We start from the raw sequence: 19,160 nt of genomic DNA, 5'->3' as shown, positions 1-19,160 counted from the left end.
TTTCGCAGACGAGCAGGTCACCTCATAGTTACCTATTCATACTCTTTGCTCAGCGAGACTAATGTCCTCCATACCGGTCGTCCGCGGCGGGTCGTAGGTGCCGTGCCAGCCGACCAGGACGCGGTCGAAGGAGTCGGTGTGGTGGCGCTGCCCGGCCGGGATGCTCACCCGCCCGCCGCCGTAGGCGATGATCATGTTCGCGTTCGCCGTGCGCTCGCGCGCCTCCTCGAACAGGCTGCTGCTGGGCAGGAGCCCGGGGTCGGAGGGCGCTTGCCAGAGCCCCTCGGCGCCCCTTGCCGCGTGATCCAGGAGGTCGGCGATGCGGAAGTGCCCGCGGCGCCGGGCCGCCTGGGCGGGCGTATCGCCTTCGGCGGCGGTGGAGGCCCCTGCCGCGATGAGTACGCGGATCGCCGGCTCCTGGCCGAAGTGGGCCGCCTGGTGGAGGAAGGTCCACAGCGAGCCGGGCCTGCGGTAACGGGAGCATGTGACCAGCAGCGCCCGGTCGCACGCCCAGGACTCCAGGACGGCATCCCACCTGCCGCTCCGGGCCAGGGCGTAGGCGCGCTCGACGTTGATGCTCGCCTTCTCATAGGGAACGGTCATCGTGCTCCTCACCCGGTCGGCTCCCTCGGGGAGTCCGGCGGGATCCCCAACCGATACCAGTATGCGTGCACCGGACCGCCGTGCCCGCGCGGAGATGTCCCCGCACACCGTCGCTACCACGACACTGCTGGAGGGCTCCCGGTGCGAACGAGACCCGCACTGAGGTGATGCCGGGGCTCTCAGTACTTCTCGGAGCTGCCGACTCCTGCGTAGGCGGCGATGAGCTCGGCGCGGGAGTTGTAGCCCAGGCGGTGGAGAACCTCGGAGACGTAGATGCGCACCGTGCTCTCAGCCAGGCCCATCACTTTGGCGACTCGCCTGTTGGTGGCGCCGGTGACAAGCAGCTCGTAGACGCCCCTGAGCCGAGGCGGAAGCGCCTCCGCCTGGCGCAGAAGCGACTCCTGCGCCTTCCTGTCGCGGGCGTTCTGGGTGAAGGCATTGATGAGGACCTCGGTGGCCCGCTGGGAGACCACCTGCTCGCCGCGCACCGCCCGCCTGAGATAGTCGACCACCTCGTCAGCGGGGCAGTCCTTGGTGAGGAAGCCCGTGGCGCCGGCGTCGAAGGAGTCTCTCAGCGCCTCGGGGGTATCGAACATGGTGAGCATGACCAGGACCACCCGGGCGTCGAGCTGCCGAATCTGGCGCGCCGCCTGGGGGCCGCTCATGCGAGGCATATTGACATCCAGGAGGATCGCATCGACCGGGGGCCGGCCCGTGTCTCCCTGCGCCATCATGGCCTGGAAGATCGACAGCGCCTCGTGGCCGTTCTTGGCCGCGGCCACCACCTCGACATCACGGATAGCCGCGATCTCCGTGGCGAGCATGGCCCTGACGTCACGGTCATCCTCAACGATCATCACGCGGAGCATGGGCTATTCCCTCCCTTCGATGGGTAGAGCGGCGATAACCAGCCAGCTCGTGTCACTCGCCTTGACATCCAGAGAACCTCCCGCTCGGCGGAAGCGGTTCTCCAGCGCGGCCAGTCCGTAGCCGCCCCGCAGGCTCTCCTCGTCCTGATAGTACGGGTAGCGGGTGCTGGCGCAGGTGATGTGGAGGAACTGATCGTCGATCTCACAGACCACCGAGACCACGCCGCCGGCCGCACCGTACTTGAGGCAGTTGAGCGTGCTCTCCCGGACAATGGCCACCAGCAGCACCTCATCGGCATCTCCCTGACCCAGGACGGCCTGAGCCTCAGGGGCGATGTTGACATCCAGTTCAATATCCCGCTGCGCCAGGGCCTTCTCCGCGGTCTCGATCGCCTCGGCCAGTGTGATGCGACTCGCCACGCTCTCGCCCTCCTCGGTGAGCGTGGAGATCATGGCGCGCAACTGCTTGAGGGCGTTCTGCGCCTCCGTGGCGATGTAGTCGCCGCGCCGCCGCCGCACCCGCTCCCCCGCCGTGCCGATAGCGCGGGCGGCGAACATGATGCGCGTCATGCTCGCCGCCAGCGTGTCATGGAGGTCCAATGCCAGCCCCTCGCGAAGCGCGACCTCAGCGCGTCGCATCTCCTCTTGAGAGGCGATGACCTGAGCCTCGAGGAACTCCGTTCGATGAACGAAGATGCGCCCAACTGCCACAGCCGCCAGGCATGCAGATCCAAAGACCGCCAGTCTCATCACTTCTATCAGAACTTCATCAGTCTCATAGATGAAACTCGCATGAAGCACTACGAAAACAGCGAATGCTCGCCAATGAAATCCCCGAATCCCCAAGTCGATGACGACACCATAGACGAGCATCCAGGACCAAGTAACGCTAACCTGAGAGAAAGCGATCATCGAGAAAACGATGATCGACGGGAGTATCCAGCCGAAACTTGGGGTGCGCATGTACCACAGCACGGCCATGATCAGCGCAAGTTCCCATCCCCACGAGAACTCTTTGGCGAACCTCGGATCGAAGAGATCCCGGACATCCAGCCCCAGGACCACCAGTACAGACGCGCCAAATAAGATTGCGCGCAAGCGCGCCGCATTCTCGTGAGTCCCTCTAGAAGTAAGAAAACTGATCCGACTCACCTTCTACGGGCACAGCGTGGTCTTGTAAGCAAAAAGCCAGCACCAGTGCGGCTCTCTCCAGACAGGAAACCATCCACCAGCAGGGAACACGCTTTCACCTCCTCTCCTAATGGCGCGCTTGGCGACACACCTTCACCTCAGCGAAGCAATCCCGAGTCATTCTCCGAAACTCCTCATTGGCGGTGCGAAGCTCTTCGCGATTGAGACCACGCTCCCAGAGGAACCCGATGGACGGCAACCGCAACCCGAGGAGTCGCGCACCGCCACGGGGATCGCATCCCCTGCCGAGCAATGGTGCAGATGTCATGACAGTGCCATCAACCGGACGAACGAGCTGGGGACCCGCCCGCCCGTCAAGCCAATGTCAATCTGTCGGTTCTATAGTACCCGGCCGCATCTCTCGTGCAAACCCCACCAAAAAATGCGTCGAGTGACACAGTGGCCACCGATCAAGGCCGCACGCAACGGACTGATGGAACCCTCACTCAATCGCTCAACCACATTCATCACGCCACTACCAGCGTCAGTCATACCCCATAAGGCGGCGCCAAGCCAAGCGCACCGGAACAAAGCACCTCATGAGCACAGCACGCCATTGACTGCGCTCATATGCTGCTTTTCATGGTCGGGCAGCATGACGCGCTTGTGCAAATCATAAAATGATAGTCGAGAAATGTTGTCGATACCGAATTCAACAACATCCCAACGCCCTCCCAGGCGGTTCCCACACCGAGCTGCCCACCGGGCCGTCGACAAGCGCCCCTGGGAGCCCCGGTCGGGCTCCTGGCCGCCCCTACGACGGCCTACGCTCCAGGTCACCACTGGGCCACCGTCAGGGCGTGCAGGTCGTCCGCGCCATGGAGGCCCAGGCGATCCCGCCCTTACCCAACTCCGATGACATCGCGCGCATCAGCGCCGGCTCCCCGGGCGGCGGTACCACCGCGGACCGGGTCGTGGCTCCACAGGTCGGGCTCCTTGCTGGAGCCGCCGCTGCTCGCCACGCGCCTGGTGAGGAGCTCCAGAAGAGCAATCGCCGCACCGAGCGTCGCGCCGATCACCGCCATGGAGGCCAAGCCGCCGCCGAGAAGAAGAACGGAGGTCGCGATCGCAGCGGGCACCGAGCGCAGAAGAACAAGGTCAGCGTCCCAGTGCCGGTACGGGTTGTCCGCCCCGCACTGCTTGATCACCGATCGCTGCCGCAGGCAGTCGAGGGCTTCGCTCACGCAGGCCGCAAGCAGGGCCGCGCCCAGCACTCGCATCGGGCCGGCAGCCGCCCCGCTCGCCCAGGACCACGCACCGATGGCCGGCACCAAGAGCGTCCCGTAGACCAGCACCATTGCGATGCGCCCCAGCACGGCAGCGCAACCTGCCATGAGATGCCACACCCCACCAAGGCCACCGAGACCTGCCGTCATGACGCCCTCGCCATCCTAGGGAACACCGTACAGTGAGTGTTCAGCGGATCGTCCGCGAACACCCAGCATTACGGTACGAGAGCCACCTTGCCGTGTCATCACTGATGTTCGTCAGTGGCCCCGCGGCTCTTCTCCCCGATCTTCCCCGATCTCCGCCTCACAGTCTCGTCTCGCGCCCCGTGCCGGGGTGCGTCTCGAGTTCAAGGAGGGCCTCGGCGATGGCCAGGTCCACCGGGGTGGTCACCTTCAGCGAGCGCTCATCACCAGCCACGACCACAACGCGTCCACCGGCGGCCTCCACCAGCCCGGCGTCGTCGGATGCGGCCTGCGCCTCATCCTCAGCGCGCTGAGCCCCGAGGCGGTGGGCGCTGACCAGCGCGGCCGCGGCAAATCCCTGCGGGGTCTGCACAGCACGCAGCACGGAGCGCTGCGGTGTGCCGACGACGCTCTCGGCCTCCACCCCGCCCGCCGACGCCGCCGGCGCCACCTCCTTGATGGTGTCGGTGACCGCCAGGGCGGGGATGACCGCCTCGTATCCGGCCTGCACGGCCCGCACCACTCGGAGGATCACCTCAGGCGGGGTCAGCGCGCGCGCCGCATCATGGACCAGCACCACCTTCGCACCGGGCTCCATCTCCATGGCCGCCTCCAGGCCGCGCGCCACGGAGGCCTGACGGGAGGCCGAGGAGCCCGCCACCACCCTGATCGGCACCCGGCTCGGCTCATCCTGCCCGCTGCCGCTCAGTTCGCAGAGCTCGGCGCGGAAGCGGGCGACGTCGTCGGGCGGGGCGGTGACCACGATCCCATCCACCGCCCCGGAGTCGATGAGGCCTCCGGCGGCCCGGCGCAGCAGACTGACCCCGCCCACGCGGACCAGGGCCTTGGGACCGCCTGCGCCCAGGCGCGATCCTGAGCCGGCGGCGGTGAGGATGGCGACCACGGGGCCGCCCGGATGGATCTGGGAGGTGCTCATCGGGCCCTGGGGCTGGGCTCAGGAGGCCAGGACCTCATCGAGGCGGGACTCGGCCTCCTCCTCGGGGGTCTTCTGCGCCAGGGCGAGCTCGGAGACGAGGATCTGGCGGGCCTTGGCCAGCATGCGCTTCTCCCCGGCGGACAGACCGCGATCGGTGTCCCGGCGGGAGAGATCCCGAACAACCTCGGCGACCTTGATGACATCCCCGGAGGCGATCTTCTCCTGGTTGGCCTTGAAGCGCCGCGACCAGTTGGTGGGCTCCTCGGTCAGCGGGGCCCGCAAGACATCGAAGACCTTCTCCAGGCCGGACTCATCGACCACATCGCGCACGCCGATGAGCTCCACGCTCTCAGCCGGCACCAGGATCATGAGATCGCCCTGAGCGACTTCCAGCTGCAGGTAGGTCTTGGACTCACCGCGCACCTTGCGCTGCCGGATGTCGATGATCCGGGCGGCGCCGTGATGGGGGTAGACGACAGTCTCGCCGACTTCAAAGGTCATGGGAATGACACTCCAGGTAGGTTGCGGGGTCCTAGTTTATCAGGGCATACCGCGGAAAGGCCGGGGAGGTATCTCACAGGCCCCCAGGTGGCACCGCCCTGCCGGCTCTGCGTGCGACCGATCCCCACTCAGTCCTGGGAGACCAGTTTGTACCCCAGTCCCCGCACGGTTGTCAGGACCACGGGATGGGAGGGATCGAGCTCGATCTTGGCGCGGATGCGCTTGACGTGGACGTCGAGGGTCTTGGTGTCCCCCACATAGTCGGCCCCCCAGACCCGCTCGATGATCTGGGCCCGCGTCAGCACCCGATCAGGGTTGCGCAGGAAGAGCTCCAGCAGCTCGAACTCGCGCAGCGGCATGGCCACGACCTCCTGGCCGACGCGCACCTCATGGCGCTCCACATCCATGCTCACCCGCCCCGCGCTCAGCACGCCCGCCTCCTGGGGCGGCGGGGGCGCGGTGCGCCGCAGCACGGCGCCCATACGCGCCACGAGTTCGCGGTAGGAGTAGGGCTTGGTGATGTAGTCGTCGGCCCCGATCTCCAGGCCCACGATCGTGTCGACCTCGGAGTCCTTGGCGGTGAGCATGATGACGGGGGTCTGCCAGTTGCGCCGGATCCGCTTGCACACCTCGGTCCCGCTCAGGCGCGGCAGCATGAGGTCCAGGAGGACCAGGTCGATATGCCCCGGCCCGTCCGGGCGGGTCTGGGACTCGAAGAGCTCGACGGCGGTGGCGCCGTCCTCGGCCAGGACCACCTCGTAGCCGTCGCGACGCAGGTTGTAGGCCAGGGGGTCGCGGAAGTTCTCCTCGTCCTCGACAAGAAGGATGCGGGTCATGGTGCGCTCCTGGTGGGCTCGGCGCTGGGCTCTGCGGCCTTGCCGGCATTCGGGCTGTGCGGCGCGGCGGCACCGGCTGGGTCTGCGCCACCGGCCTGTCCGACGGCGGTCTCAGCAGTCCCAGTGGACTCAGCAGGCTCAGCGGTCTCGGTGGACTCAGCGGGCTGAGCGGCCTCGGGGACCTGCGCCGCCTCGCCCTGCGGGCGCAGGCGCGGCAGCACCAGGGTGAAGGTGGAGCCCCGGCCGGGAGCCGACCACAGCTCAACAGTGCCGCCGTGGTCGGCGGCCACATGCTTGACGATGCTCAGGCCCAGCCCGGTGCCGCCGGTGGCGCGCGAGCGAGCCTTGTCCACCCTGTAGAAGCGCTCGAAGACGCGCTCCTGATCGGCCTTGGGGATGCCGATGCCCTGATCGACGACGGCGATGCGCACCAGATCCGAATCCGCCGGATCCAGGCCGACCCCCACCGAGACCCGGGTGCGCGGCTCGGAGTAGCGGATGGCGTTGTCCAGCAGGTTGCGCACCGCGGTGGTCACCAGGGCGGCATCCCCCCGCACCCTCAGCCCGCGGCGCCCGCCGGAGACGAGCTCGACCTGGCTGCTCTCAGCCTCCACGCGCACGCGGTCCAGGGCCTCGGCGATGACCTCGTCGATCTCGACGTCCTCGGGCTCGGCCAGGGCATCGCCCTCCTGGAGGCGGGAGAGCTCGATGATCTCCTGGACCAGGACGCCCAGGCGCTTGGCCTCCTTGCGCATCCGCCCGGCGTAATCGCGCACATGCGCCGGGTCATCCGCACCGGCCTCCACGGTCTCTGCCAAAAGCGAAATCGCCCCGACCGGGGTCTTGAGCTCATGAGAGACATTGGCGATGAAGTCCCGGCGCATATCCTCCACGCGCTTGGCCGCAGTGCGGTCCTCGGCCAGGATGAGGATGCGCCCCCGGCCGATCCCGGCCACGCGAACCTGCAGGTGGAAGCTGCCGGCGCCCGCCACCGGCCCCCGAGCCACGGTCACGGCCGCATCCTCGGCCACCCCCGAGGCGCGCACCCGCGCCACCATGGCGGCGATGGTGGCGTCGGCGACGGCGTCGTCGCGCAGAATGGCGAAGGAGTAGGCGCTGGCCGAGGCGCGCAGCACCTCATCATCGTCGTCGAGCACCACGACGATGGAGCGCAGGGCGGCGAGCACAGGGACCGCATCCATACCGGCCAGCCCTCCAGGAGCCGGGCGGGAGGCACGACGGCGATCGCGCTCCGACATGCCGAAGGCCAGGGCAGCGGCGGTCCCCACAGCCACGCCGACGAGCGCGGCCAGGATCAGCAGCCAAACGAGGTCCACGCCCCTAGGGTAGGAGGTGGAGGCGGCAGCGGCGAGCACAGTCGAGCACAGCGCCGCGCCGGGCCGCGCCGGCAGGACGGCGAGACGCGCTGTTCATCGGGTGTGCGCCCAGGCTGCCCCCGCCGTTCACCGTCCACCCCCACACTGATGCCACACCCGACGCCGTCGGCCGCTCAGCCCCGAGCTCAGCGGCAGCATCGATGAACAGGAGCCGCCACGTGCGCGACATCTTCAACCAGGAGCTCCAGCAGCTGGGCTCCGATCTTGAGTCCATGGCCTCCCAGGTGGCAACCGCCATCGAGCGCGCCGCCGAGTCGCTGCGCCACAGCGATATCGTCATCGCCGAGCAGGTGATCGACGCCGATGAGCGCATCAACGATCTCCAGCGCGATATCGACGACCTGTGCGTCATGCTGCTGGCCCGCCAGCAGCCGGTGGCCGGCGATCTGCGCAATGTCATCTCGGCGCTGCGCATGGCCCAGACCCTGGAGCGCCAGGGGGACCTGGCCCGGCATGTCGCGGCCATCGCCCGCGGCCGCTACCCCGAGCCGCCCGTGCCCGAGCCGATCCTCGGCCTCATCCTGCAGATGGCCGACCTGGCCGTCCAGGCCGGCCAGAACGTGGCCCAGCTGGTGTCCAGCCGTGACCTGGAGCTGGCCGCCGCCATTCAGGCCGGCGACGCCGAGCTGGATGCCCTGCACCGCCGGTCCTTCCAGATGATCCTGGACCCGGCCCACGACATGAGCCGGCAGCAGGTGATCGACGCGGTGCTCATGGGGCGCTTCCTGGAGCGATTCGGCGACCACTCCACCTCGGTGGCCCGTCGCGTGGCCTACCTGGTCTCCGGCGCCTCCATGCCCGGCACCCACGACGCCCAGGACGCCGACGCCCTCCACTGAGATCCTCGGCGACCCTCGCCGATCCTCGCCGATCCTGGCCAGCCCCGCCCGCGTCCCCTCAAGGGCGGCCGGGCCTGGTCATCAGCGCGATTCGGGCGGTGCCGGGATATCCCGGCACCGCCCGAATCAGGTCAGGGATGCGGCCTACTTGCCCTGGTTGGCCACGGCCGCGATCTTGGCCTCGGCCTCGGGGTCGAGGTAGCGCCCGCCCTTCTTCAGGGGCTTGAGGGTCTCCTCGTCGAGCTCGTAGACCAGCGGAATACCGGTGGGGATGTTGACGCCGGCGATGTCATCGTCGGAGATCTCGTCAAGGTGCTTGACGATGGCGCGCAGGGAGTTTCCGTGCGCCGCGATCATGACCGTCCTGCCGGTCTTGATCTCGGGGACGATCGTGTCATCCCAGTAGGGCAGGAGGCGCTCAAGAACATCCTTGAGGCACTCGGTGGCGGGAATGGGCTCGCCGGCGTAGCGCGGGTCGGTGTCCTGAGAGAACTCGGAGCCCGGCTCGATGGGCGGCGGGGGGACATCGTAGGAGCGGCGCCAGAGCATGAACTGCTCCTCGCCGTACTCGTCACGGATCTCCTTCTTGTTCTTGCCCTGCAGGGCGCCGTAGTGGCGCTCGTTGAGGCGCCAGTGGCGCTGGACGGGGATCCAGTGGAGGTCAGCGGCATCCAGGGAGAGGTTGGCGGTCATGATCGCGCGGCGCAGCATGGAGGTGAACAGGACGTCCGGCAGGACTCCCGCCTCCTTGAGCAGCTCACCGCCTCGGGAGGCCTCGGCGCGGCCCTTGTCCGACAGGGGCACATCGACCCAGCCGGTGAAGAGGTTCTTAGCGTTCCATTCGCTCTCGCCGTGGCGGAGCAGTACCAGGGTGTAAGCCATGTGCCTATCCTGCCAGGGCCGGGCGCGGCGCGCGAGGGACTGAGGGCACGAATCCCCGCCCCGCCGTCGTGCCGCCGGCCCGGATCGATCGGGGCCGACCCGCCCTACCCGCCCGACCAGCGGGATCGCCCCCTCGCCCCGCCCAGGGCCTGAGAGCACACGACGGCCCGGCGCCGCATGATGCGGTGCCGGGCCGAAGTGCGCGGATCGCCCGATAGCTCAGTGGGCGTTCTTGTAGGCCTCGCGGATCTCAGCCGAGACGCGGCCGCGGTCAGAGACCTCCAGGCCCTGCTCGCGGGCCCACTCGCGGATCTTCTGCGTGTCCGAGGCACCCGCGTTACGACGACGACCAGCATTACGACGGCCGCCGGTGCGACGGGCCTTGCCGACCCACTCCTCAAATGACTCACGCAGCGCTGCCGCGTGCTCGTCGTTGAGGTCGATCTCGTAGCTGACACCATCGAGAGCGAAGGTGACAGTCTGGCTGGCCTCGGAGCCGTCGACGTCGTCAACAAGGATGACCTGAGTCTTCTGCGCCATGATTCCCCATTCGGATCTGTTGGCGGGACCTCCTGATACGAATCCCGCGCTGTCGGCAACAAGGCTAAACGCCCTTTCCGAATCATGCAACACTTGATTCGCCAATATTCTCAGACAACTTTCAGGGCCATCACGGGGCGGCTCCCAGTTTCTCCCTGTTTCCTGACGGTCCCGAGGGCTCGCTTTGGAGAGGTTCTACGCCCCGGGGTCTCGTCCAGGCCCTCAACCGGCATCCATCTCGGCAATTGCGCAGGATTGGCCAGGATTGGCCAGGGCCACTGCGCCACTGCCCGCATCGATTGGATCACGGCGGATCATGGCGCAGCACCTGCGCCGGCTCCAGCATCGCGGCGACGATATCCCGACACGGGCACGGGCAATCCCTCCGGTACCGCCCGACAACGATCCACGGCAGATCCGCCGCAGGCATCGTCGCCCATGGGGCGCATGCACAGCCCTCGCTCAGACGAGAGACAGCGAAGCCCCGGGACAGGGTCCCGGGGCTGATCGAGCCGCCTGTGGGAATCGAACCCACGACCTATTCATTACGAGTGAATCGCTCTGCCGACTGAGCTAAGGCGGCGCGGCGCGTGGCGCAGCGGCACTGAACCTACCCCGCGCGCGGCGTCGGACGCAATCTGGCGGCACAGGACGCCTCGGTGGTTCTGGACACAGCATCCGCAAGCGCCGCCGCGGGTTCCATGGGACCATCAATGGAGGCACCACCGTCGCAGCGCCGCAGCCGTCGTCACCACGTCACCACGTCACCACCACCCTCATCCTCACCTCAGGGAAGGCAGTCATGTCACACTCCTCAGACCCAGACTCCTCACGCCCGCAGAGTCCCGGCCCCGTCCAGGATCGAGGCGATGCCGGCTACTCCAAGTCACTCAAGAACCGCCACCTGCAGATGATCGCCATCGGCGGCTCCATCGGCACCGGCCTATTCATGGGGGCGGGAGGCCGCCTGGCCCAGGGCGGGGCGGGCCTCATGTTCGCCTACGCGATCTGCGGGCTCTTCGCCTTCCTCATGGTGCGTGCCCTGGGCGAGCTCGCGATCCGCCGCCCCTCCTCCGGGGCCTTCGTCTCCTATGCGCGGGAGTTCCTCGGGGAGAAGGGCGCCTACATCACCGGCTGGTTCTTCTTCCTGGACTGGTCCGTCACCGTCATGGCCGACATCACAGTGGTCGCCCTCTACCTGCACTACTGGAGCGCCTTCCACGTTATCCCCCAGTGGGTGCTCGCGCTCCTGGCGCTGATCCTGGTCTTCATTCTCAACATGCTCAATGTCAAGATGTTCGGCGAGGCGGAGTTCTGGTTCGCCCTCATCAAGGTCGGCGCCATCGTGTCATTCATGCTCGTGGCCATCTGGGCGATCCTCACCGGCTCCCGCACCGGCACGGACGCCACCGGCCACACGCTGACCGCCGGCCTGCACAACATCTCGGACAATGGGTGGTTCTTCCCCCAGGGCCTGCCCATTGTCTTCGCCCTGACCCTCGGGGTGGTCTTCGCCTTCGGCGGCACCGAGATGGTCGGGGTCGCCGCCGGTGAGGCCGAGAACGCCGCGAAGGTCCTGCCCAAGGCGATCAATTCGATGATCCTGCGCATCTTCATCTTCTACGTGGGCTCCGTCATGCTCATGGCCCTGGTGCTGCCCTATCACGCCTACTCCGGGAGCGAGTCCCCCTTCGTCACCTTCTTCTCGGGCATTGGCGTGCCCTATGCCGGCGATATCATCCAGGTGGTCGTCCTGACCGCCGCGATGTCCTCCCTCAACGCCGGCCTCTACGCCACCGGGCGGACACTGCGCTCCATGGCCGTGGCCGGAGAGGCGCCGCGGATGGCCGCCGGCCTGAACAAGTACCAGGTCCCCGCCGGTGGCATCGCCCTGACCTCCGCCCTGGGACTGCTGGGCGTCCTGCTCAACGCATTCCTTCCCGGCGAGGCCTTCGAGATCGTCATGAACCTGGCGGGCATCGGGATCGCAGGAACCTGGGCGGCGATCCTGGTCACCCACCTGGCCTTCCTCAACCGGGTCCGCGCCGGCGCGGATACCCGCCCGGCCTACCGCATGCCGCTGGCGCCCTTCTCCAACTACGCGGCACTGACCTTCTTCACCGTGGTGGTGGCCTCCAATCTGTTCAGCCCGGCCGGCCGCTGGACGCTGGCGCTGTTCGCCATCGTCGTCGCCATGATGGTGGCCGGCTGGTACGCGGTGCGCAACCAGATCCGCAGCGACCTCCTCGACGAGGTCCTGGCCGAGGAGGGCTGATCATGCGCGTGCATCTCACCTACGCCGGGGGGACCATCGGCATGGTGGACTCTCCGCGGGGCCTGGTGCCGGGGGCCGATCTGGAGGGCTGGCTGGCCCACCTCCTGGACGGCACCGACCTGGCCGAGGCCGTGACCATGACCAGCCTGGACCCGCTCATCGACTCCTCCAATGCCACCCCCCTGTCCTGGCAGGCCATTGCCGAGGATCTGCGCGCCCACGCCGCTGAGGATCCCGATCGCGCCTTCGTGGTGCTCCACGGCACGGACACCATGGCCTACACCTCGGCAGCGCTGTCCTACGCGCTGACCGACTTCCCCTGCCCCGTGGTGATCACCGGCTCCCAGCTGCCCCTGGGCGTGGTGGGCTCCGACGCCGCCCCGAATGTCACCGGGGCCCTGCGGGCCGCCACCAGCGGGCGCCTGAACGGAGTGGGCCTGTTCTTCGGGCACCGGCTGCTGGCCGGCAATCGGGCCACGAAGACCTCGTCCTGGGCCTTCCAGGGCTTCGACTCCCCCAATGCCGCGCCACTGGCGGTCACCGGCGGACCCTGGCAGTGGGCCCCCGCCCCGCCCCGGGGAGCCGGATGGCCGACGCCGCAGCCCTACGCCCGTCACGACGTGGTCGTGGTGGACCTGGCCCCGGGGATCACGGCGGCCCGCCTGGAGGCCCTGCTCACCCCGAGGCCCGAGGCCGTGGTGCTGCGGGCCTTCGGCGTGGGGAACGTGCCCAGTCAGGAGCCGGGGCTGGCCGCGGTGCTCGAACGGGCCATATCCGCGGGGACCGCGGTGGTGGTGGCCTCCCAGTGCCATCAGGCCGAGGTGCTGCTGGGCCACTACGAGTCGGGCGACGCGGTGGCCCGGATGGGCGCCGTCGGCTCGCGGGACATGACCCTGGAGGCCGTCTACGCCAAGGTCCAGTTCCTGGCCAGCCAGGGCCTGACCGGTGGCGAGCTGGCCGCTCAGATGGGCCGTTCCATCGCCGGGGAGCTCACCGAGCCGAGCTGAGCCCAGTAGGCCCCTGGCGGCCGGCCGCCCGGCGACCGGTCCTTCAGGAGTCGGTGGCGGGGGTGGCGGGGCCTGCGAGCCGTGCCGGCCGGCGCAGCCGCCCGGCCCCCTCCGGCTGGCCCTACTTCTTGCCCTCGCAGGTCAGGCCCTCCTCGGGCATGGTGCCCGCGAGCAGGTAGCCGTCCACGGCCGCCGTCAGGCAGTCCCCGGCGCGACCGTAGGCGGCATGCCCCTCACCCTTCCAGGTGACCAGCTGGCCCGACTCGAGCTGCTCAGCCAGCGACTGGGACCACTCGTAGGGGGTGGCCGGATCCCCGGTGGTGCCCACCACGAGGATCGGGGCGGCCCCGGAGGCCGTGATCGGCTTGCGCTCCCTGGTGGACTCATGTCCCCAGCCCTTGCAGTGCGCGTCGGCATAAGCGAGCTGAGCGCCGAAGGTCGGGCCGACCTTCGTCAACTCGGCGGCCTGGGCATCCCATTGGGCCTCATCTCCCTGGACCGGGTAGTCCAGGCAGTTGATCGCCCCGATCGCCTCATCGCCGTTGGAGGCGTAGCTGCCATCGGAGTCGCGCTCGGCGAAGTGATCGGCGATGCGCAGCAGAAGCGATCCATCGTTCTGCGTCATGGCCTGATCCAGTGCTGCGGTCAGCGTGCCCCAGTTCGCGCTGTTGTACAGGGCGCCGAGTACGGCGTCGGAGGCCAGGTCGTGGGTGAGGGGGCGGGAGGAGTCGCTCGTGGTCAGAGGCGCGTTGCGCGTCATCTCCAGCAGGGACCGGATCTGCTGGACCCCGGAGTCGACGTCGCCGCTGAGCGGGCATGCCGAGCCCGCCTGGCAGTCCTCCACGTAGGTGCGCAGCGCCCTTTCGAAGCCCTTGGCCTGGCCCAGCGTCACCTCGGAGGCGCTCAGGGACGGATCCAGGGCGGCGTCGAGCACCATCCGCCCAACATTGCCGGGGAAGAGCTCGGCATAGGTGGCCCCCAGGTAGGTCCCGTAGGAGTAGCCCAGGTAGGTCAAGGAGTCCTGGTCATCGACTGCTCGCAGCACGTCCAGGTCCCGGGCGGCGCTGACGGTGTCGATATGGTCCAGCAGCCCCGGGGTGGTGGTCTTGGCCCCGCACTGCGCGGCGCTCTCCTTGCCCTCGGCCTCCGCCTCCGCTGCGGAGGTGACGCCGTCGTCGCCGACCTCTCCGGCGCGCTCGGCATCGAGCTCGGCGTCGCTCAGGCAGTCCACGGCGGTGGAGGAGCCCACGCCGCGCGGGTCGAATCCGACCACGTCGTAACTGCCCAGGAGGTCCTCGCTGAGCAGGTTGTCGATCTCCCCCACCATGCCGACGCCCGATCCGCCAGGACCACCGGGATTGATGAAGAGCGTGCCGATGGACTGACCGTCAGCGGCGCGCTTCTTCATCGCGATCTCGATGGTCTCGCCGTCGGGCGCCTCATAGTCCAGGGGGACCTTGACGCGGGCGCAGGTGAATCCCGTATCCGATGCGGCCTCGTTCATCGCGCCCTCGGCCTCGCAGGGGAACCACTCGACCTCCTGGCCGTAGAAGGACTCCAGGCCCGCGGGCACCGCGGCGGGGCTCTGGGCCTGCGCCGGCGTGGGGGTCACCGACCCGCTGCCCTGGCATCCCGCCAGGGCAGCGACTGCGACGAGGAGTGCGGCGGCGGCTCGCCGGGGGCTCGAGGTCATCAAGGTGCTCACCCCGAAAGCCTACGACCGGCCGCGTCGTCCTCCCTCCTCCTCAGGAGGGAGGACGACGCGGCCGGCAGTCGGGGCCCGAATGACGCTGACGGCATCCGCGAGACAATCGCCTAGAGCGTGCAGACCAGATCGTCCGAGGGCATCTCACCGGTCAGCAGGTAGGTGTCCACGGCCTTGTCCACGCAGATGCCGGCGTTGCCGTGCAGGAGATTGGCGTAGGCGCCGTGGCCGCTGCTCTCCACGGTGACGAGCTCGGCGGAGTCCAGCTCATTGGCCATGGCCTCGGACCAGTGGTAGGGCGTGGCCGGGTCCCCGGTGATGCCGACGACGACGATCGGCGCGGCTGACTTCCCGTCGATCTCCAGGGCGGGCTCCTGACGGGTGTGGCCCCAGCCCTGGCAGAGCGCGTCCATCTCATTGGCCTGCGGATCGGCCACCCAGGAGGTCATATTCCCCTCGACCGGACGATCCATGCAGTGGATCGCGATGCCCGCCTCACTGACCGTCGCCGGCCCCGCGGCCTCCAGGGCCTTGGCCACTGCCGTGGCGTTGTTGGCGTTCTTCGCCTGGGCCAGGACCTCGGTCACCTGCGGCCAGACGACCGAGGGGTAGTAGAGGGAGCGGACGACGAAGCTCTGAATCTCATCCCCGGTCACCGCGCGGTTGGGGTCATCGGTGGGGATGGGAGTCTCATTGGCCTGCTTGATGAAGTCGGCGAACTGCTGGCCGGCCTCCTCGCCGGTGCCCGTGAAGGGGCAGCCCTCCGTGGCCACGCAGGACTCCAGGTAGGCGGCGAGGGCCGCGTTCATCGCCTCGCTCTGCTCCTTGCGGAAGCGAGCGTGGGTCACCGTGGGATCCATGGCGGAGTCCAGGACCAGGCGGCCGGTGTTCTCCGGGAAGAGCTCGGCGTAGGCGGCCCCCAGATAGGTGCCGTAGGAGATGCCCAGGAAGTCCAGATCGTGCTCGCCCACCAGGGCGCGCATGATGTCCATATCGCGGGCCACCGACTCGGCATCGACATTGTCGAGCAGTCCCACGGGCCGGGTGTGCTTCTCGCACTGCTCCCTGAGCTGAGCCCCCTGCCCCACAACCGCCTTGAGGTACTCCTCGGGGGACTGGGGCTGCGCGGCCTGGTCCTTGGCGGCTCCCGGATCCAGCGAGGGGTTGACGGAGTCGGAGCCCTGGGCACTCCCGGTGCCATCGGTGCTCCCGGTGCTCCCCGACGGGTCGTCCTGACCCTTGGGGCCGCACTGGATGGGGGTGGAGGATCCCACCCCGCGCGGGTCGAAGCCGATGATGTCATAGGCCTGGGCCACTTCAGTGGAGACCACGGCGCCCTGCGCCACCGCCGGGATGAACCCGTCGATCCCCGAGAAGCCGGGTCCGCCCGGGTTGAAGAACAGCGCGCCCTGGCGCTTGTCCTTATCGGTGGCCGGATGCTTCTTCATGGCGATCTCAATGCTCTCGCCCTCCGGATCGTCGTAATCCAGGGGGACCAGCGCCGTGGCGCACAGCAGGCCCGTGCCCTTCTCGGCCGCGATGCCATCGCCGGCAGTGCAGGGGTACCACTCCAGCGCCTGCCCGTAGTAGCTCTCCAGCCCCGCCGGAACGGTGGCCTCATCATGGGGGTGGCGCTCCTTGCCCTCGGCGGCCAGGGCCGTGGTCGGCCCCAGGGCCAGGGCGGCGCAGGCGAGCAGGGCCGTGGCCGCGATCCGGCGGCCACGAGAGGCGCTCATCGAGGGATTGGCGGCCGTCCTGCGGCGCCGCGACCAGCTCATTCTCGGCGGTCTCACGTTGATCTCCTTGATCGGGATGGCGGCGGGGATGGCCGCGTCCCATCGGTGGGATCGCACCATCATCGCCCGTACATAGACACTATAGACAGTAACGACAGCGTAACGCCAATCCCCGCACATGATAATCACAGCACATTCTCACGGCGGGGCGCCTCGACCGCGGAGAGAGTCATGCCTGCGCCCACCAGTCCAACCGGCTCGGTGGGAGTGTCGTCGGGCAGAAGGGGGTTATCAGCCTCGCACTCGGCCAGGATGGCCCGCAGCGCAGCACCGGTGGGGAAGACCCCGCGCTGGGCCGCGCGCCGGCCGCCGCAGTCCCGGCCCACGGCCTGGCGGCTCCGGTCGCGCGGCCTGCTGCGCCCGCCGGCTACCCGCTCCATGGGGCAATATGAGCACTCCCCCGCCCCTGCCTCCAGGGGCAGGGGCGGGGACCGCTGCCCTGACCTCAGGCCTGTGGGCGCAACTGGATCATGAGGGCCTCCACCGCCAGCAGGGGCGCGGCATTGGAGCGCAGGCGGGTGCGGCACTCCTCGATGGCGGCGATGCGCGCCAGGGACTGCTCGGGCCCGGTGGAGGCCGCCGCCTGATCCACGGCCTCGCTCAGGTCGATATTGACCCTCTCGACATCGCTGCCCATCTGCGCGGCCAGGACATCGCGGTAGAAGGAGAGCAGGTCGATCATGGCGCGGTCGAGCACATCGGTGCGGGCGCGCTTGGCGCGGCGCTTCTGGTCCTCCTCCAGCTGGCGGATCTGGGCCCTCAGAGAGGGCGGGATCTTGCCATCGGACTCCAGGCCCAGGGCGCGGGTGAGCTCGGCCCTCTCCTTGGCGTCGCGCTCCACCGTGGCCTCCTTGGCCTCCGATTCGGCCGCCTCCACCAGGGAGGCGGCCGCCAGAACGGCATCACCCACCGAGCGCAGGGAGACGGGGGCCATGAGCAGGCGACGACGCCGATCCCAGGCATCGGGGTCGGTGGCCAGATGGCGGGCCAGGCCGATATGGGACTGGCTGGCGCGGGCGGCGCGGGCGGCCAGCTCGGGGTCGGCGCCGTCGCGCCGCACCAGCAGCTCGGCGACGGCCCGGGCGGGCGGGATGCGCAGGGTCACCAGGCGGCAGCGCGAGCGGATGGTGGGCAGGACATCGTCGGCACTGGGGGTGCACAGGAGCCAGACGGTCTGCGGGGGCGGCTCCTCGATGGACTTCAGGAGCACATTCGTCGTGCGCTCGGCCATGCGGTCGGCGTCCTCGACAAGGATGACGCGCCAGCGCCCGGTCCAGGGGCGGCGCTGGGCCTCGCCGATGAGCTCCTTGACCTCATCCATGGTGATGAGCAGCTTCTCCGTGGCCAGGCGCACCACGTCAGGATGGGCGCCGGAGACGGCGTCGCGGCAGGGCTTGCACTGCCCGCAGCCCGGGGTGGGGCCGGTGCACTGCAGGGCCGCGGCGAAGGCGCGGGCGGCGGTGGATCTGCCTGAGCCGGGCGGGCCGGTGACCAGCCAGGCATGCGTCATGGCCGAGTGCTCAGCGGCCGGGGCGGCCTGCCCGCTCGTCTCCCGCTGCTCGGCCACCGCCCGGGCCGCCTGCGCGGCCGCCGTGAAGGAGGCGACGGCGGCCTCCTGGCCGACCACGTCATCCCATACGCTCATGCGCCACCGCCTGCACGCCCGACCCGCTCCAGGGCGGGCGCCGTGCGCTGGGCGATCTCCTGGGCGACCTCGTCAATGCCGCGCTCGGCGTCGACGACGATGAAGCGCTGGGGCTCGGCGGCGGCCAGGGCGAGGAACTGCTCGCGCAGAGCCGTGTGGAAGGCGTCGGGCTCGCGCTCCAGGCGGTCGGCCCGACCGCGATCGGCGGTGCGCAGCCGGGCCAGGGCGGGGTCGGCGTCGAGCAGGATGGTCAGATCCGGCACCAGGCCCTGGGTGGCCCACAGGGACAGCTCCCGCACCTCCGCGGCCCCCAGGCTCCTGGCTGCGCCCTGGTAGGCGACCGAGGAGTCGAGGTAGCGGTCGGTCAGGACGACGGCGCCGCGCTCCAGGGCCGGGCGGACCGTGGTGTCGATGTGGTGTGCGCGGTCAGCGGCGTAGAGAAGGGCCTCAGCTCGGGGCGAGACATGGCCGCCGTGCAGCAGGAGCCGGCGGATCTCAGCCCCCAGCTCGGTGCCGCCGGGCTCCCGAGTGACCACGACCTCCCCGCTCAGACTGGAGGCGAGGCGGGCGATCTGCGTGGTCTTGCCGACGCCGTCGCCGCCCTCGAAGGAGATGAACAGTCCGGCGCGGGAGGCAGGCGCGGTCTCGGGTGCGGTCACGCGCCCAGGATATCGGGAGCGGGCGGGCCTGAGTCACGAGCTGATTCCTGCGGCGGCCGAAGGCTG

The 19,160-nt window shown here is 69.0% G+C and carries 18 protein-coding genes and 1 tRNA gene; 3 read left to right on the top strand and 16 right to left on the bottom strand.

Translation table 11 applies throughout. The features are described 5' to 3' along the window. Nucleotides 1–36: 36 nt before the first annotated feature. From EL266_RS03905 to EL266_RS03870, 8 genes are all read right to left on the bottom strand, one after another. On the bottom strand, nt 37–603 hold the full coding sequence (locus EL266_RS03905) for an ankyrin repeat domain-containing protein (protein WP_026426440.1): 567 nt from the start codon (nt 601–603) through the stop codon (nt 37–39). 179 nt (nt 604–782) lie between these two features. Next, nucleotides 783–1,472: a response regulator gene (locus EL266_RS03900; RefSeq protein ID WP_026426439.1), complete on the bottom strand. Its 690-nt coding sequence runs from the start codon at nt 1,470–1,472 to the stop codon at nt 783–785. A 3-nt stretch (nt 1,473–1,475) separates the two neighbouring features. Further along, entirely contained in the window at nt 1,476–2,570 is a 1,095-nt protein-coding gene (locus tag EL266_RS03895; RefSeq protein WP_026426438.1) for a sensor histidine kinase, read from the bottom strand. A 935-nt stretch (nt 2,571–3,505) separates the two neighbouring features. Next, on the bottom strand, nt 3,506–3,997 hold the full coding sequence (locus EL266_RS03890; RefSeq protein WP_126412146.1) for a hypothetical protein: 492 nt from the start codon (nt 3,995–3,997) through the stop codon (nt 3,506–3,508). A 199-nt stretch (nt 3,998–4,196) separates the two neighbouring features. Further along, nucleotides 4,197–5,012 (bottom strand): IspD/TarI family cytidylyltransferase, encoded by an 816-nt coding sequence (locus EL266_RS03885; RefSeq protein WP_051280971.1) that lies wholly within the window; start codon nt 5,010–5,012, stop codon nt 4,197–4,199. An 18-nt stretch (nt 5,013–5,030) separates the two neighbouring features. Next, on the bottom strand, nt 5,031–5,513 hold the full coding sequence (locus EL266_RS03880) for a CarD family transcriptional regulator (RefSeq protein WP_026426436.1): 483 nt from the start codon (nt 5,511–5,513) through the stop codon (nt 5,031–5,033). Between the two features lie 128 nt (nt 5,514–5,641). After that, nucleotides 5,642–6,349 (bottom strand): response regulator transcription factor, encoded by a 708-nt coding sequence (locus EL266_RS03875; protein ID WP_026426435.1) that lies wholly within the window; start codon nt 6,347–6,349, stop codon nt 5,642–5,644. Continuing rightward, nucleotides 6,346–7,686 carry a sensor histidine kinase gene (locus EL266_RS03870; protein WP_126412144.1) on the bottom strand — a complete coding sequence of 447 codons (1,341 nt, stop codon included), beginning with the start codon at nt 7,684–7,686 and terminating at the stop codon, nt 6,346–6,348. The genes EL266_RS03875 and EL266_RS03870 overlap by 4 nt, the downstream gene beginning before the upstream one ends. A 218-nt stretch (nt 7,687–7,904) precedes the next feature. Between EL266_RS03870 and phoU the strand changes: the two genes are divergently transcribed. Then, entirely contained in the window at nt 7,905–8,585 is a 681-nt protein-coding gene (phoU, locus tag EL266_RS03865; protein WP_026426434.1) for a phosphate signaling complex protein PhoU, read from the top strand. Between the two features lie 144 nt (nt 8,586–8,729). Here phoU and EL266_RS03860 read toward each other — a convergent pair whose 3' ends face one another. The 3 genes from EL266_RS03860 to EL266_RS03850 form a co-directional block, all read right to left on the bottom strand. Continuing rightward, nucleotides 8,730–9,467 carry a phosphoglyceromutase gene (locus EL266_RS03860; protein ID WP_026426433.1) on the bottom strand — a complete coding sequence of 246 codons (738 nt, stop codon included), beginning with the start codon at nt 9,465–9,467 and terminating at the stop codon, nt 8,730–8,732. Nucleotides 9,468–9,686: 219 nt separating this feature from the next. Beyond that, on the bottom strand, nt 9,687–10,007 hold the full coding sequence (locus tag EL266_RS03855; RefSeq protein WP_026426432.1) for a histone-like nucleoid-structuring protein Lsr2: 321 nt from the start codon (nt 10,005–10,007) through the stop codon (nt 9,687–9,689). A gap of 510 nt (nt 10,008–10,517) precedes the next feature. After that, nucleotides 10,518–10,590: transfer RNA gene (locus EL266_RS03850), tRNA-Thr, on the bottom strand. A gap of 219 nt (nt 10,591–10,809) precedes the next feature. Here EL266_RS03850 and EL266_RS03845 point away from each other — a divergent pair. Beyond that, nucleotides 10,810–12,282 carry an amino acid permease gene (locus tag EL266_RS03845; RefSeq protein ID WP_026426431.1) on the top strand — a complete coding sequence of 491 codons (1,473 nt, stop codon included), beginning with the start codon at nt 10,810–10,812 and terminating at the stop codon, nt 12,280–12,282. A gap of 2 nt (nt 12,283–12,284) precedes the next feature. Then, the gene (locus EL266_RS03840) at nt 12,285–13,289 is read left to right on the top strand and encodes an asparaginase (protein WP_026426430.1); all 1,005 of its coding nucleotides are present in this window, start codon (nt 12,285–12,287) and stop codon (nt 13,287–13,289) included. Between the two features lie 121 nt (nt 13,290–13,410). Here the strand turns inward: EL266_RS03840 and EL266_RS03835 are convergent, their stop codons facing one another. The 5 genes from EL266_RS03835 to tmk all read right to left on the bottom strand — a co-directional run bounded on the left by EL266_RS03835 (nt 13,411) and on the right by tmk (nt 19,094). Next, complete coding sequence (locus tag EL266_RS03835; RefSeq protein WP_026426429.1) at nt 13,411–14,982, bottom strand: alpha/beta hydrolase; 1,572 nt, start codon at nt 14,980–14,982, stop codon at nt 13,411–13,413. 122 nt (nt 14,983–15,104) lie between these two features. Beyond that, the gene (locus EL266_RS03830) at nt 15,105–16,787 is read right to left on the bottom strand and encodes an alpha/beta hydrolase (RefSeq protein ID WP_232012105.1); all 1,683 of its coding nucleotides are present in this window, start codon (nt 16,785–16,787) and stop codon (nt 15,105–15,107) included. Nucleotides 16,788–16,915: 128 nt separating this feature from the next. After that, nucleotides 16,916–17,170, bottom strand: a complete 255-nt coding sequence (locus tag EL266_RS03825) for a hypothetical protein (RefSeq protein ID WP_026426427.1) — start codon at nt 17,168–17,170, stop codon at nt 16,916–16,918. Nucleotides 17,171–17,235: 65 nt separating this feature from the next. Continuing rightward, the gene (locus tag EL266_RS03820; protein WP_026426426.1) at nt 17,236–18,435 is read right to left on the bottom strand and encodes a DNA polymerase III subunit delta'; all 1,200 of its coding nucleotides are present in this window, start codon (nt 18,433–18,435) and stop codon (nt 17,236–17,238) included. Continuing rightward, the gene (gene tmk / locus EL266_RS03815) at nt 18,432–19,094 is read right to left on the bottom strand and encodes a dTMP kinase (RefSeq protein WP_051280969.1); all 663 of its coding nucleotides are present in this window, start codon (nt 19,092–19,094) and stop codon (nt 18,432–18,434) included. Before tmk ends, EL266_RS03820 begins: the two co-directional genes overlap by 4 nt. Nucleotides 19,095–19,160 lie beyond the last annotated feature (66 nt).

The sequence above is a fragment of the Actinomyces slackii genome (assembly GCF_900637295.1).
Lineage (GTDB): Bacteria > Actinomycetota > Actinomycetes > Actinomycetales > Actinomycetaceae > Actinomyces > Actinomyces slackii.
This window is presented reverse-complemented; position numbering and strand designations above follow the sequence as displayed.

What these genes read in the sequence shown, in the direction of transcription:
- EL266_RS03885 (WP_051280971.1), bottom strand. Translation starts at nt 5,012, where the DNA reads ATGAGCACCTCCCAGATCCATCCGGGCGGCCCCGTGGTCGCCATCCTC.
- EL266_RS03825 (WP_026426427.1), bottom strand. Translation starts at nt 17,170, where the DNA reads ATGGAGCGGGTAGCCGGCGGGCGCAGCAGGCCGCGCGACCGGAGCCGC.
- EL266_RS03875 (WP_026426435.1), bottom strand. Translation starts at nt 6,349, where the DNA reads ATGACCCGCATCCTTCTTGTCGAGGACGAGGAGAACTTCCGCGACCCC.
- EL266_RS03835 (WP_026426429.1), bottom strand. Translation starts at nt 14,982, where the DNA reads ATGACCTCGAGCCCCCGGCGAGCCGCCGCCGCACTCCTCGTCGCAGTC.
- EL266_RS03860 (WP_026426433.1), bottom strand. Translation starts at nt 9,467, where the DNA reads ATGGCTTACACCCTGGTACTGCTCCGCCACGGCGAGAGCGAATGGAAC.
- EL266_RS03855 (WP_026426432.1), bottom strand. Translation starts at nt 10,007, where the DNA reads ATGGCGCAGAAGACTCAGGTCATCCTTGTTGACGACGTCGACGGCTCC.
- EL266_RS03820 (WP_026426426.1), bottom strand. Translation starts at nt 18,435, where the DNA reads ATGAGCGTATGGGATGACGTGGTCGGCCAGGAGGCCGCCGTCGCCTCC.
- EL266_RS03845 (WP_026426431.1), top strand. Translation starts at nt 10,810, where the DNA reads ATGTCACACTCCTCAGACCCAGACTCCTCACGCCCGCAGAGTCCCGGC.
- EL266_RS03890 (WP_126412146.1), bottom strand. Translation starts at nt 3,997, where the DNA reads ATGGCAGGTTGCGCTGCCGTGCTGGGGCGCATCGCAATGGTGCTGGTC.
- EL266_RS03840 (WP_026426430.1), top strand. Translation starts at nt 12,285, where the DNA reads ATGCGCGTGCATCTCACCTACGCCGGGGGGACCATCGGCATGGTGGAC.
- EL266_RS03900 (WP_026426439.1), bottom strand. Translation starts at nt 1,472, where the DNA reads ATGCTCCGCGTGATGATCGTTGAGGATGACCGTGACGTCAGGGCCATG.
- EL266_RS03880 (WP_026426436.1), bottom strand. Translation starts at nt 5,513, where the DNA reads ATGACCTTTGAAGTCGGCGAGACTGTCGTCTACCCCCATCACGGCGCC.
- EL266_RS03905 (WP_026426440.1), bottom strand. Translation starts at nt 603, where the DNA reads ATGACCGTTCCCTATGAGAAGGCGAGCATCAACGTCGAGCGCGCCTAC.